We start from the raw sequence: 13,563 nt of genomic DNA, 5'->3' as shown, positions 1-13,563 counted from the left end.
TAAATATTTTTAAAATTACTGACAGAACTCAAAGTTTACTGACAGCTTTTTAAAGTCATAAATAAACTTTCTGTCAGTAAATTTATCAATTTTATTTTGTATTAATCAAAGAAAAATCAGCCATAACGCTTGTTAATGCAACAACTTCTGACAACAACGCAATACGATTATCACGAACTGATAAATCTTCAGCCATTACCATTACACTTTCAAAGAAAGTTTCAATTGCAGGTGCAAGTGAATGAACAATTGCTCTGAATTTTTCTTCATCAGGCATATAAGTCCATTGATTTTGAAGAGAAATAACAACGTTATAAAGAGCTTCTTCTGCATCTTCTTCAAAAAGTGTTGGATTTATTTCTTTAATATCTTTTGCTTTTTTAACCAAATTAATTGAACGTGAAACATTTTCAATTGCTGGTTTAAAAGGTTCGTGAAGTTTGTGCCCATCAATGACAAAAGCCGATTCCATCATGTTTGTAATATCAAAGCTTGAACTATTAATTACCGCTTCAACAATATCATGACGATCGAGTTTTTCAAGCAAGAGCTTTTGAATACGTGCTTTAACAAATTCCAAAATTTCAAGATGATTTTCACCTTCAAATTGGTCGATAAATAAAGAGAAATCGAAATGCCAATTCATTTTTTCAATAATACGAATCAAGCCCTGTACTGCTCGACGTAAGGCATAAGGGTCATTTGAACCAGAAGGAATTAAACCAACATTAAAGAAAGAGAGGACTGAATCAATTTTATCAGCTGCTGCAAGCACAGAACCAACTTTTGTTTCAGGCAATTCTCCCTCGGCTGAAGTTGGCATATAATGTTCACGAATTGCTGCAGAAACATTTGCATTTTCACCAGCTAAAAGCGCATATTTTTCACCCATTACCCCTTGCAATTCATCAAATTCTCCGACCATTCCTGTCAAAAGGTCAAATTTATAAATTTCAGCACTACGGGCAACATCTCTGTTTTCTTCATCTGTCAAACCAGCAATATCAGATAATTTAGCGGCTATTTCTTTTGTTCGTGCCATGTGTTCAGTAATTGAACCAATTTTAGCATGGAAAGTTACTTTAGCAAGTTTAGCGACCAAATCTTCAATTTTAAGTTTTTGGTCTTCTTTCCAGAAAAACTCTGCATCTTCAAGACGAGCAACCAAAACTTTTTCATTTCCAAGCACTACGTTTTCAATATTTTCAGCGTTCCCATTACGGACAGAGATAAAGTTTGGTGCGAGTTGACCTTCTTGGTTATAAACTTCAAAATAACGTTGATTATCACGCATTGATGTTACTAAAACTTCTGCTGGAACAGAAAGATACTTGGGATCAAATGAACCAACAAAGGCAGTTGGATATTCAACAATATTATTTACTTCTTCTAATAAATCTTTATGCAAAGTAACTTGCCATTTGTTTTCAGACGCAAGAGCTAAAATTTGAGCAGAAATTTCTGCTTTACGATGTTCAGCATCAACTAAAACAAAGTTTTCTGGCATTTTGCTAGCATAATCGTTGGCATTTTTGAGTTCAACCTCAACATTTGCCAAGAAACGGTGGCCTCGTGAAAAACGATTTGCAGTTACATCTAATAAATCAAAAGCAACAACTTTATCTTCTAGAAGTGAAACAATCCATTGAATCGGACGAACAAAAAGAAAATCATTATTTCCCCATTTCATATAAGTTGAGAAAGTCATTTTTGCGATGACTTCATCGCCAACTTTAGACAGAATTTCTTCTGCTTTTACTCCGTCAATATGTTTTTTAGCATAATAATAATCACCCTTAAGGATTAAATCATCTGGAGTAGCTCCTTGTCCTCTTGAGAAACCTTGAATCGCTTTTGACCAATTCCCTTGCGCATCTTTAGCAATTTTAGCAGATGGACCTTTAACTTCTTCATCAATCGCTTCTGACGCTTCTGCCAAACCTTCAACAATAATTGCTAAACGACGTGGAGTTGAAAATTTAATAATTTTATCAAATTCTAAACGATTTTCTTTAAGAAAAGTTTCCATTCTTTCGGCTAATTGATTGATTGAAGGAGTCACCAAATGTGCTGGAATTTCTTCCAAACCAATTTCAAGTAAGTAATTTGTCATTATTTTTCTTCTCCTTCTACAATCTTAGTATATTTTCCTTTTTTACCAAGGTATTTTTCACGCAACGCTTCATCTTTTAAGAGCGGGAAACCAAGTTTTGCACGTTCTTCAATGAAAGTTTTTGCTACCTTACGTGCCATTGTACGAACGCGATGCATATAGCCTGCACGCTCAGTTACAGAAACTGCTCCACGTGCATCAAGTAAATTGAAGGTATGTGAAGATTTTAAAATATAATCATAAGCTGGGTGAACCAAGCCTTTATCTAATAAATCAAGCGCTTCTTGTTCATATTCTCCAAAAAGTTTAAGTAAAAGCTCTTGGTTTGATTCTTCAAAGGCAAATTTAGAATGTTCGTATTCAGGTTCTTTGAAAATATCTCCGTAAGCTACGCCATTCCCCCATTCAAGGTCATAAACAGAATCAACCTCTTGAATAACTGTCGCAATACGTTCTAAACCATAAGTGATTTCTGAAGTTACGGAATCAACTTCAATTCCTCCGACTTGTTGGAAATAAGTAAATTGAGTACATTCTTGCCCATCAATCCAAACTTCCCATCCAATACCAGCACATCCCATTGAAGGATTTTCCCAGTTATCTTCAACAAAACGGATATCATGTTCTAAAGCATCAATTCCAAGTTCAGCTAAACTTTGAAGATAAAGTTCCTGGATATTTTTTGGAGATGGTTTTAATACAACTTGGAACTGGTGGTGTTGGAACAAACGATTTGGGTTTTCACCATAACGACCGTCTGCAGGACGACGTGAAGGTTGCACATAAGCAGCTCCCCAAGGTTCAGGTCCGTTTGAACGCAAGAAAGTGTAAGGGCTCATTGTTCCTGCTCCTACTTCATTATCATAAGCTTGCATCAAATTTGCCCCCTGTTTAGACCAAAAGCCTTGTAGGGTCAAGATAATATCTTGAAATGCTAGTTTTTTATTTGCCATTATTTTCCTCCGAAATTCAAAAAACCGCAATTCACACACTCATCAATCCTCGAAAAAATCCGAAAAGAGACAAAGGGTGCAAATGCACGGTTCCACCTTTATTTTTTACTTTATTTGTGTTTATTACAGTTTTAAGTTAAGCCATTATTGTTCTCGAACTTTCACTGTCTTCGAGTCGCTACCTATAAATTCTAGCTCTATTTTCCCATTTTGTCAAGGCAAAATAAACTGATGACCTTACTTCTGTCTTATTTGGTATCAATTTTCTGGTTTATCTATCATATTCAAACATAATTATTTTCTTGAATAAAAAGTAAATTGCCTTCATCATCAATGTTGATTTCTGATTCTATAAGAGAATAGTTATCAATTTCAGATTGAATAATGAGTGTATTTCCCCACTTTTCAACTTTTTTTTCTGACGAAAGGACAGGTTTATCGATAATGATATCAATTCCCAAAAGCTGTTGAGCTAACATCTGGTTCATTTCTTCTCCAAGTTGACTTAATAAAATAATGACATCAACTTCAAGGTTCTTTAATCTTTTAACTATGAAATCTGCCTTATCAAAAGGGTTAGAAAAGATAGTCTCCGCACTCGGATGTGAGCGATAAACAATATCCATTGTTGTCAAACCAAATATTCCTATTTTCTTACCTGATGCCGTATTTTTAAGGAGATAAGGAACAAATTTTCCTTCTTTTACTAAAGGATTTAAAAGTTTATCATTCTCAAAATTAACATTAGCGGCTAAAATTGGAAAATTTATTTTATTTAGATTTTCCACTATTCCTTTTGAACCCTCATCAAATTGATGACTTCCCAATGTCGTCGCATCAAAAGGAATGGTATTTAGAAGGTCTTGCTCATCATTTTTGTGCTCAATGTTATTAAAAATGCTATTTCCATCTCCCAAAACTAAAGTTTCTATGACTCTTTTTTTATTCTTTTCTTTGATTTTATTAATTAAAGAAAAATCCTTATCAAGTGTGAGATGAGTATTATTTATATGTAGAATGCTAAGTTTCATTATCACAACCAAACCTATATATAGTATTTAATATCTATATTTTATCACAAAAAACACAATATATTGTGTTTTAAACTTTTTTCTAAAAATAAAAAGATGACTTGCGTCATCTATTTAATGATTTCGATTATAAATCACACTCGAAATAAATGAAAGAATAATGAATATAGCTCCTAAAAGTCCTGTAACAACCTCACCAATCTCCCATTTGATACTTGCTAAAATTAAAAATGCAAGCGTGAGAATGGCCCAATGTGCTCCGTGTTCAAGATATACAAGGTCATTCAATGTTCCTTTTTGAACAAGATAAAGCGTAAGACTTCTTACAAACATCGCTCCAATCACACCTAATCCTAAAAGAATAATAATCGGGTCTGCTGTAATTGCAAAGGCACCTATTACCCCATCAAAACTAAATGAAGCATCTATTACTTCCAAATATAAGAATAAAGCAAGTCCGGCCTTACCAGTCGCAACCACACTACTTGTTGTGCTCGCAACTTTGCTATGACTCATCGTTTCTCCAAAACCGTCAACAAGCTTGAAAGTTAGGATTCCTAGAATTCCAGCAAATAAAACAGCGTGAGCATCTTTAGCAATAAATTCCGATGTGATTAAAAGCAAAATAATGGAAATAATTGCATTTGCTGCCGGAAAATTTCCAATTTTTTGAAGGATTTTCTCTGGTATTTTAAGCCAAGTATGTGCCCGTTCATCAAAGAAAAATCCTAAGGCTAGCATCAATAGAAACATTCCACCGAAAGCTGCGATTTGTGGATGAGCATGATGCAAAATATAACCATAGGTTCCTACTGTATTGGGATTTCCTTTTTCTAAAGCTAATTTTAATGCACTGATAGGGTCAATTTGAGCTGACACTCCAACAATCAAGAGTGGAAAAATCAAACGCATTCCAAGAACGGCAATCAAAACTCCTAAAGTTAAGAAAGCTTTTTGCCATGCAGAACTCATTCGTTCGAGAATACGTGCATTCACAATAGCGTTATCCATAGATAAGGAAATTTCTAGAACAGCAAGAATAAGCGTAATAAAAAGTCCATTCCACCCGGCATAAATAAATGCGATAATTAGGGCAATTAAACTAACAATAAATGAGCCTCTGAATATTTTCATAGGTCTCCTCTTCTAAAATAATCTTCTCATCTATTCTAACATACTTTTTACACTCTCACTGTGCCTAGAACTATGCTTTGCCTGATAAAGATTATCGTAAAAATGAGCAAAATCGTAAATGAAATTGTCAAAACAAGGTCCACTTTTGCTTTTGAAAAGACTTTTATGAGTAAATAATAGAAACTTATTCCAAGTAAGGCTCCAAGTGAGTTAGTGATGAGGTCAGTAATATCCGTTGCGCCAATGGCAAGAAGATATTGTAGACTTTCAAATGAAAAACTTAATAAAATGGAAATTGCCCATTTATTTAAAAAGGAGATTTTTGGTGCATTCATAGTCAATAAAATACCAAAAGGAATAAAAGCTAGAATATTAAATAAAACCTCGCGACGACCGCCGGACATGGCTAAAGGTGTCAGATTAAGACTTCTTGTATTTGTCATTTCAAGAAAAGCAAGTGGCTGAAAAGAAAGTTTAAATAATACCAGCCAAATCAATCCCAATATATAAATGAAAAATAAAAGTTGTGCTAATTTTTTTGTCATTTTTCTCCTTTCTTAAGAAAATAGGTTTTCGATTGCTGTTCTTTTTAATATTTTAACTGATTTAACTTAAACAGAAATGTTTATCAGTTATGATATAAATAAAAAGGGAATTCTCCCTTTTTACGATTAATATTTTATGACAGGACTTCAACTTCTACTTGTTGACTGTCCCCTTTTTTCATGCTTATTTTTCCATTAAAAGTTTCTGTCAGTAAATTCATGACTTCGTCAATCTTTTCTTCATCAATAAAACATTTTACTTTGATATCTGATAAAAACTCACTATCCGAAATTTTGATTTTTTGGTCAATTAAAAATCGCTGTAAGCTGTCATAGAGGCTATAATCAAGATTTAAAATAAGCTCACGTTGGTTGATAAATTCAACTAAACCAACAGCTTCGATGGCATGATTTACACTGCCCGCATAAGCACGAATTAAACCACCAGCACCTAATTTTATTCCACCAAAATAACGAGTAACAACGGCACAAACATTGATAATTTCTTTTTTCTTTAAAATTTCAAGCATCGGAACACCGGCAGTCCCTGACGGCTCTCCATCATCACTTGTTCGTTGAATTTCTTGACGGTCACCAAATGTATAGGCGAAACAATTATGATTGGCTTTCCAGTGTTCTTTTTTGATTTTCGCAATAAAATCACGCGCTTCTTCTTCAGATGAAATTCTTTTCAAATGGCAAATAAATCGTGATTTTTTGATTTCCTCTTCATTGATAAAATCAGTTTTTATAGTGATAGTCATGCTACTGATTTTAACAAATTTTGTTACATTTTAACAGCATTTTCGTATAGAATAGTATGAGCACTAATCAAGAAAAGTTATTTGGTCGTTTATTATTAAAAAATGATATTTTACAACTTATAAAAAGTACTGACAAGATTTCTGTCAGTAAAATTTTTAGCAATTTTTTGATAGAAGCGAAGGTGAATTCAATTTTGGGGATGACTTCAATTACTTCCAATAAAATAAAATGCAATCGCTGTGGGACTGTTCATATAAAAAATTCTGTCAAACTTCCAATTGATGCGTTTTACTGTCCAAGCTGTATTCAGTTGGGTCGAGTCCGTTCCGATGAATTCTTGTACTTTCTGCCCCAAAAGAATTTTCCAAAGAGATCATATATAAACTGGTCTGGAAAACTGACAGAGAACCAAAAATCAATTTCAAGCGCCCTCTGTCAGAAAATTAATTCTCATCGGCAAATAATTGTCCAAGCTGTGACTGGAGCTGGAAAAACTGAAATAATTTATCAAGTTATTGAGCAAATTTTAGAAAATGGTGGAATTGTTGGTCTAGCTAGTCCAAGAATTGATGTTTGCCTTGAACTTCATCAGCGATTATCACGTGATTTTTCCTGTAAGATTCCACTACTATATCATGATGGAGATAGCTATTTCAGAGCTCCATTAATAATAATGACCAGTCATCAGCTTTTACGCTTCAGGGAAGCTTTTGATTTACTGATTATTGATGAGGTAGATGCATTTCCCTTTAAAGATAATGAAATGCTTTATTTTGCGGCAGAAAAAGCAAGAAAAATGGAAGGAAATTTAATATATTTAACCGCAACTTCTACTGACAAACTTGAAAAAGATATAAAGAACCAAAAACTTTATCCTTTGTTTCTCCCGCGTCGTTTTCACAATTTTCCTTTAGTGATGCCTAAATTTTTTTGGAAAAATAAATTTGATAAGAAATTAATTGAGCAAAGAAATAGTGGCTTTCCACTTCTAATTTTTGCTGCTGAAATTGAATCTGGACAAGAATTTGCAAAACAACTACAACTAAAATTTCCTAAAGAAAAAATTGCTTTCGTTGCCTCAACAACAAATAACAGATTGGAAATTGTCAAAGCCTTTAGAAAGAAGGAAATCACTATTTTAATAGCGACTTCAATTCTTGAACGTGGGGTAACTTTTCCAAATGTTGATGTTTTTGTCATCAATAGTGAGCACCCAAACTTCACTAAATCTGCACTAATACAAATGGCTGGACGTGTTGGTCGTAGTCCTGAGCGTCCAATAGGCTTGGTTAGTTTTTTTCATTACGGAAAATCAAAAGCAATGTGTCAGGCAGTTAGAGAAATCAAAAAAATGAATCAACTTGGAGGTTTTTCATGATAAAGTGTTTGCTTTGTTCAAGAAATATTGCTCAAAACTTTCTATTTAGTGAACTTTTCCTACTCAAAATTCCTCAAAATCTTTTATGCCACAAATGTCAAAAAAATTTTGAAAAGATTCCTGAAATTCACTGTCCTCGCTGCTGTAAGCCAAATATCCATGAGATATGTACTGATTGTCAAAAGTGGGAAAAAAGAGGATACAGAATTAGACATCAGGCAATCTTTCACTACAATCAAGCAATGAAAGATTATTTTAGTCGGTACAAATTTGTGGGAGATTATCGATTATACCAAATTTTTGAAACCTATTTTAAAAACATTTCCCCAAAATCCTCTTTGGTTCCGATTCCTATTTCACCAAAAAGATTAGAGGAACGTGGTTTCAATCAAGTGACTGCTTTTCTTCAACAAGAGAATTTTATTGAACTTCTTGAAAAAGAGAATTCGGTCAAACAATCTAGCCTTAATCGAAAAGAACGATTGGAAAGTCCAAATCCTTTTCGATTAAAAAAAGGGCTAAAAGTCCCTACAAAAGTTATATTAATTGACGATATTTATACAACAGGTACCACCTTATATCACGCATCACAAATTCTAAAAGAAGCTGGTGTTCATGAAATAAGGAGCTTTTCTCTCTGCCGTTAATCATTAAATCAAATAAAAAAGCCTTTCAGCTTTTTATAAATTCTTTATTTCATCTGACCATTCAATAATCTTTAAATTACTAAATCTTTCTTGCCACCTAGCAACCTTATTTTCATAAAGTATTCGATTATTATCGACATGATAAATTGGCCGAATTGTTTTAGTAAAAATATCTTCTAAGCCGTAGGGAGCAAAAATTTCAATATTGCGTGAATTACCACTTATGCCTACAGCATGAACCTTAGCAATCCAACGCTCAATCGCATTTTCTGTGTTTTTATACGGTACTTTATTTCCATTATGCCAAAGATGCATGTATGCTTCATTATGAATATCAAATTGATAGGGAAATTTTTCAGATAAAACTTTTTCTAACTTTTTATCATTTTTAGCAGAGCTGTCAGCAGAAATCTCTTTATCAAAGTACACAATATCAATATCGTGAATTCCTGTCATTAAATTATTTCCGTCAGAATAATTCCAAACCGTTTGAAAGACACTTCCTGCGGCTAGATAATAATTAGGCAAATTTAAAACAGAAACTTCATCCAAAATGAACATCAATTCGGAGTTCTTTTTCAATATTCTTAGAAAATCATTTTTTCTATCCATTTCCGCTTATCCTCTAAAAGAAAAGATGCCAAATTTTAGGTAAAAATACAATCAGACCAACAATCAATGCAAATCCCGAAATAACTAAAACTGCCCCAGCTGCCATATCTTTGGCTCGTTTAGCACGCATATAAAATTGGTAATCTGATGCTAAATCCACCACATTTTCGATAGCAGAATTAAAAAGTTCTGCCATAAAAACTAGAAAAATTGACAACAACAAAAAGAGCCATTCAAATTCTGAAATTTGAAAAACGAGACCAAAAACAATGGCTAAAAAGGCTGCCAAAGCATGCTTACGCATGTTACGTTCTTCTTTAAAAGCTGTCCAAATTCCAGACAGTGCAAAGTCTAAACTCGAAAGTAAATTAGGATTTTTCCAACGGGCCCTATCCTCTTGAACAGGTCTTTTCCCATTATTAAAATCCTTTTTCTTAAAGAGTTTTACATCTTTATCTTGTGAGTCCATAGGCAGTTAAAATCTCCTCTTGCAAACCAAACATTTCTGACTCTTCTTCTGGTGTGTAGTGGTCATAACCATTGATATGCAAAAAACCATGAACAGCTAACCAACCATACTCACGTTCAATTGAGTGACCATAATCAGCAGCCTGTTCAGCAGCCTTGTCTATTGAAATAAACAGTTCACCAATAAATGGATCCATTTCTTCCAACAATTCCTCTGGTAATTCCATATCTTCATCAAAGAAAAATTCTGATTCATCAGGTTTGTATTCTAATGAGATAACATCGGTTGGTCGGTCAGTTTCGCGATATTGCAAATTCAACTCATGTGAACGAGCATTATCAACAAAAGTTACTGACATTTCTGTTGATTCTTTCAAATTTAGTTTTTTAGCAGCAAAAGCTAAAACTTCTTTAGTTTGTTCAATAATCTCACTTGGCACTTGGCCTGTTTCATCAACTAATTCTACGTACATTTTTTTCCTTATTTAATTACTGACAATAATTCATAAAATAGCCCTAAGTAGCTCAATATTTCTAGCTATTTCTATTATTTTGTCAGTAAATTTTAATACCAGACAGAACTGTCAGAGAATCTCTTATTCAATCTGTCATTTACAAACAACAATTACTTTCTGTCAGTCTTTTTTTGCAATATTTCCCTACAAAAAGACAAAATAGGCCCTCTTGTGGGAATTGATATGTCTTCTGGTAAATTATCAAATGCAAACCATTGACAGTCAAGAACCTCTGATTCTTCTAAAACAATCTCTCCAGAAAAATCGTTACAAGAAAAAACAGTATCAACAATATGGACTTCATCCCCATTAGGGTAGAAAAAGTGTTGTTCTACCCCAGAAGCTACAGTATACAAATTTATTTTTCTAGCTTTTAAGCCAACTTCTTCAAAGAGTTCACGTTTCGCTGCTTCTTCAACCTTTTCGTTCGGTTCAACTGACCCACCATGATAACACCATTTCCCATTATCAGCCCGTTTTTGAAGTAAAATTCCGCGATTTTCATCATAAATAATTAGGCTTGCACATGCAATTACCATTGGGACATGCCCAATTTTTTTGCGCAAATCCATGACATAACCTTCGGCCATTATTTCTTTCCTTCTTATCTAGAAATTTGATCAATCTGACATAACAAAAGTCTCAAACTATTCATCACCATAGGCTTTGATAATTTCAGCAACAACTGGATGTCGAACGACATCTTTTGCCATGAAATAGACAAAATCAATTGATTTCACATGGCTTAATTTATCTTTGGCATCAATCAAACCTGATTTTACCTTATTAGGTAAGTCAATTTGTGAAATATCTCCATTAACAATCATTTTAGAATTAAAGCCTAGCCGAGTCAAAAACATTTTCATCTGCATCGTTGTTGTATTCTGTGCTTCATCCAAAATGACAAAGGCATCATCAAGCGTACGACCACGCATGTAAGCAAGCGGAGCAATTTCAATAATTCCTCGTTCCATCATTCGCTCAGTTGCTGTCTTTCCTAAAATTTGGAAAAGAGCATCATAAACTGGTCGTAAATAAGGGTCAACCTTTTCTTGCAAATCGCCTGGTAAGAACCCAAGACTTTCACCAGCTTCTACCGCTGGCCTTGTCAAAATGATTCGTTTCACCTGACCATTACGTAAAGCTTGAACAGCCATCACAACAGCTAAAAAAGTTTTTCCTGTTCCAGCTGGTCCAATTCCAAAAACAATATCATGATGTTTGACAGAATCAACATAAGTTTTTTGAATTAGATTTTTTAGTCGAATTGACTTCCCGGCTGCATCTTTTGTTAATTCAATTTCGTAAAGTGCAGTGAAATTTTCAATATCATCATTTAAAACCATCTTTATTGCAATAATGACATCTGAAGCATGAACTGGAACTCCTCGGCCTACAAGTACCTGCAGAGCTTGGAGGGCTTTACGAGCTCGCTCTCTTGTCAATTCATCCTCAGAAACGATTTGAACCGTTTCGCCACGATAATTAATCTCAACCCCTAGTTGAGATTCAACTAACTTCAAATATTTATCTTGTACCCCAAAAAGTAGACTTGCATCTTCTGGATTTTCTAGTTTAAATTCAATTGAATTTTTATTCAAATACACAATCTCCATTAATCATTTTCTTACATTATAGCACATTTCATATTTTAATTTAAATCACACCTTACTGAATATAAAGAAAAACTCTATTTTAAAATAGAGTTAAATCAATTTTAGTAAGCCATCATTTTTTTATTGCCTCGATAAAGTTCTACGATTGTCCAAATTAATAAAAAGAGAACTCCCAAAATAAGAAAACCAGAAATAAGATGTGATAGTCCAATATTATGGGGTATAAAGTTGGCAATTTGATCTGGCAAACCAATCAAATTAAGATAGGTCAAAGCAATAACTGAAAGCCAGCCTAAACATTTAATAATCAAATTATTTTTAAAATCCCCCATCTCCTTTTTACTATTAGTCAACATCAACAAAGGAATAATTGAAAAAGGTAGAGCAAAGGCTAGAAAAACTTGAGAATTATTCATCAAATTATTAATTGCTTCATGCTGCGCTTTCAAAGTTTGTCCTTTTGTCATAGAGACGCAAATCAATACTGGAACAACTGAAAGCAAACGTGTCACTAATCTTCTGGCCCACATTGGCATTCTCATATGGATAAAACCTTCCATAATAACTTGACCTGTTAAAGTCCCTGTAATAGTAGAATTCTGTCCTGAAGCAAGTAGAGCTACGGCAAACAAAGTAGATAAAGCTCCTGTTTTTGCTACGTCCGCAAGCAGACCATTGCTTAAAACAGTTGGATCAGAGAGAGCGTCATATAAACCAAAGAATGAAGGATCATCAATCACGCCCGTTTTAAATACAGCAACTCCCATGATTAATAGGAGGGAATTCACAACAAAAGCCACTGTCAATTGAATATTAGAATCCCATGTTGAAAATCTTACCGCTCTAGCAACATCTGCTTTATCTTGATGATTGATTTTACGACTTTGTGAAATGGAAGAATGAAGGTACAAATTATGAGGCATAACTGTAGCACCAATAATTCCTAAGGCCCCTGTTAAAGGAGACATTCCTGCCACTGTTGGTGAAGAGGCAAACGTCCGGCTATTGGGGATAAATCCCTCAATTATTCCCTTCCAATCTGGATTTGACAAAGCGACTTGATAAGCAAAAATAACCAAAATGACTAAAATCAAACAGATAACAAGGGCTTCAATTTTTCTAAAACCTACTCTCGTCAATAACAAAAGCAAAAAGACATCAAGAACGGTAATAAAAACCGCTAAAATTAATGGGATATTAAATAAAAGATAAAGAGCGATAGCAGCACCAATTACTTCTGCAATATCCGTTGCCATTATGGCAAGCTCCGTTAATATCCATAAAACAATTCCTAGAGATTTACTTGTTCTTGCTCTTATAGCTTGAGCTAAATCCATTTGACTGACAATGCCCAATTTTGCCGACATATACTGAAGGAGCATTGCAATTAAACTTGACATCAGAATAACTGAAATCAGTAAGTATTGAAAGTTTTGTCCACCAGTTATTGAGGTTGACCAATTTCCTGGATCCATATAACCAACTGCAACCAAGGCACCCGGCCCTGAATAAGTTAGCAACATTTTGAAAAAGCCAACATTTTTAGGTACTTCTACTGTCCCATTTATTTCCTCTAAGGATTTTCCATTCGTATGATAAATCAATCGATGACGTTGATGTTCTTTATCATTCATTATTTCTCCTAGCTCTAAGTTGAATAAAATTCAACAACCATTATGTTAAGTATATTTTTATAGTAATTAAAATAGATCAATTATTGATTAAAAAGTTTGATAATTTTTTTTATCAATAATTGATAATAAAAATATTATAGCATCACCTTATC

The 13,563-nt window shown here is 33.8% G+C and carries 14 protein-coding genes; 2 read left to right on the top strand and 12 right to left on the bottom strand.

Annotated elements, in window-relative coordinates:
• Nucleotides 1-91: 91 nt before the first annotated feature.
• The 6 genes from glyS to QJV49_RS00270 all read right to left on the bottom strand — a co-directional run bounded on the left by glyS (nucleotide 92) and on the right by QJV49_RS00270 (nucleotide 6,540).
• Complete coding sequence (glyS, locus tag QJV49_RS00295) at nucleotides 92-2,113, bottom strand: glycine--tRNA ligase subunit beta (RefSeq protein WP_225511289.1); 2,022 nt, start codon at nucleotides 2,111-2,113, stop codon at nucleotides 92-94.
• Nucleotides 2,113-3,066, bottom strand: a complete 954-nt coding sequence (gene glyQ, locus QJV49_RS00290; protein ID WP_003130667.1) for a glycine--tRNA ligase subunit alpha — start codon at nucleotides 3,064-3,066, stop codon at nucleotides 2,113-2,115. The genes glyS and glyQ overlap by 1 nt, the downstream gene beginning before the upstream one ends.
• Nucleotides 3,067-3,350: 284 nt before the next feature.
• Nucleotides 3,351-4,097 carry a bifunctional metallophosphatase/5'-nucleotidase gene (locus QJV49_RS00285; protein ID WP_225511288.1) on the bottom strand — a complete coding sequence of 249 codons (747 nt, stop codon included), beginning with the start codon at nucleotides 4,095-4,097 and terminating at the stop codon, nucleotides 3,351-3,353.
• A 114-nt stretch (nucleotides 4,098-4,211) separates the two neighbouring features.
• Nucleotides 4,212-5,231, bottom strand: coding sequence for a DUF475 domain-containing protein (locus tag QJV49_RS00280; protein WP_225511287.1), 1,020 nt, complete (start codon nucleotides 5,229-5,231; stop codon nucleotides 4,212-4,214).
• A gap of 47 nt (nucleotides 5,232-5,278) precedes the next feature.
• Nucleotides 5,279-5,776, bottom strand: coding sequence for a VanZ family protein (locus tag QJV49_RS00275; RefSeq protein WP_225511286.1), 498 nt, complete (start codon nucleotides 5,774-5,776; stop codon nucleotides 5,279-5,281).
• 134 nt (nucleotides 5,777-5,910) lie between these two features.
• Nucleotides 5,911-6,540: a YigZ family protein gene (locus tag QJV49_RS00270; RefSeq protein ID WP_225511285.1), complete on the bottom strand. Its 630-nt coding sequence runs from the start codon at nucleotides 6,538-6,540 to the stop codon at nucleotides 5,911-5,913.
• A gap of 56 nt (nucleotides 6,541-6,596) precedes the next feature.
• Between QJV49_RS00270 and QJV49_RS00265 the strand changes: the two genes are divergently transcribed.
• Entirely contained in the window at nucleotides 6,597-7,919 is a 1,323-nt protein-coding gene (locus tag QJV49_RS00265; RefSeq protein ID WP_225511284.1) for a DEAD/DEAH box helicase, read from the top strand.
• Entirely contained in the window at nucleotides 7,916-8,566 is a 651-nt protein-coding gene (locus QJV49_RS13215; protein WP_370632034.1) for a ComF family protein, read from the top strand. The genes QJV49_RS00265 and QJV49_RS13215 overlap by 4 nt, the downstream gene beginning before the upstream one ends.
• Nucleotides 8,567-8,599: 33 nt before the next feature.
• Here QJV49_RS13215 and QJV49_RS00255 read toward each other — a convergent pair whose 3' ends face one another.
• From QJV49_RS00255 to QJV49_RS00230, 6 genes are all read right to left on the bottom strand, one after another.
• Nucleotides 8,600-9,178 carry a nucleotidyltransferase family protein gene (locus QJV49_RS00255; RefSeq protein ID WP_225511282.1) on the bottom strand — a complete coding sequence of 193 codons (579 nt, stop codon included), beginning with the start codon at nucleotides 9,176-9,178 and terminating at the stop codon, nucleotides 8,600-8,602.
• A 13-nt stretch (nucleotides 9,179-9,191) separates the two neighbouring features.
• On the bottom strand, nucleotides 9,192-9,647 hold the full coding sequence (locus tag QJV49_RS00250; protein ID WP_003130653.1) for a diacylglycerol kinase family protein: 456 nt from the start codon (nucleotides 9,645-9,647) through the stop codon (nucleotides 9,192-9,194).
• Entirely contained in the window at nucleotides 9,631-10,119 is a 489-nt protein-coding gene (gene ybeY, locus QJV49_RS00245; protein ID WP_003130652.1) for an rRNA maturation RNase YbeY, read from the bottom strand. The genes QJV49_RS00250 and ybeY overlap by 17 nt, the downstream gene beginning before the upstream one ends.
• Before the next feature lie 152 nt (nucleotides 10,120-10,271).
• Nucleotides 10,272-10,751, bottom strand: coding sequence for an NUDIX hydrolase (locus tag QJV49_RS00240; RefSeq protein WP_225511281.1), 480 nt, complete (start codon nucleotides 10,749-10,751; stop codon nucleotides 10,272-10,274).
• Between the two features lie 57 nt (nucleotides 10,752-10,808).
• Nucleotides 10,809-11,777 carry a PhoH family protein gene (locus QJV49_RS00235; RefSeq protein WP_225511280.1) on the bottom strand — a complete coding sequence of 323 codons (969 nt, stop codon included), beginning with the start codon at nucleotides 11,775-11,777 and terminating at the stop codon, nucleotides 10,809-10,811.
• Between the two features lie 101 nt (nucleotides 11,778-11,878).
• Nucleotides 11,879-13,411, bottom strand: a complete 1,533-nt coding sequence (locus QJV49_RS00230) for an Nramp family divalent metal transporter (protein ID WP_225511279.1) — start codon at nucleotides 13,409-13,411, stop codon at nucleotides 11,879-11,881.
• Between the last annotated feature and the right edge of the window lie 152 nt (nucleotides 13,412-13,563).

It is taken from the genome of Lactococcus sp. NH2-7C, from assembly GCF_029953655.1.
In the GTDB taxonomy this organism is placed as follows: Bacteria; Bacillota; Bacilli; order Lactobacillales; family Streptococcaceae; genus Lactococcus; species Lactococcus lactis.
The sequence above is the reverse complement of the archived record's forward strand: the minus strand, read 5'-3'. Positions and strand labels throughout refer to the sequence as shown.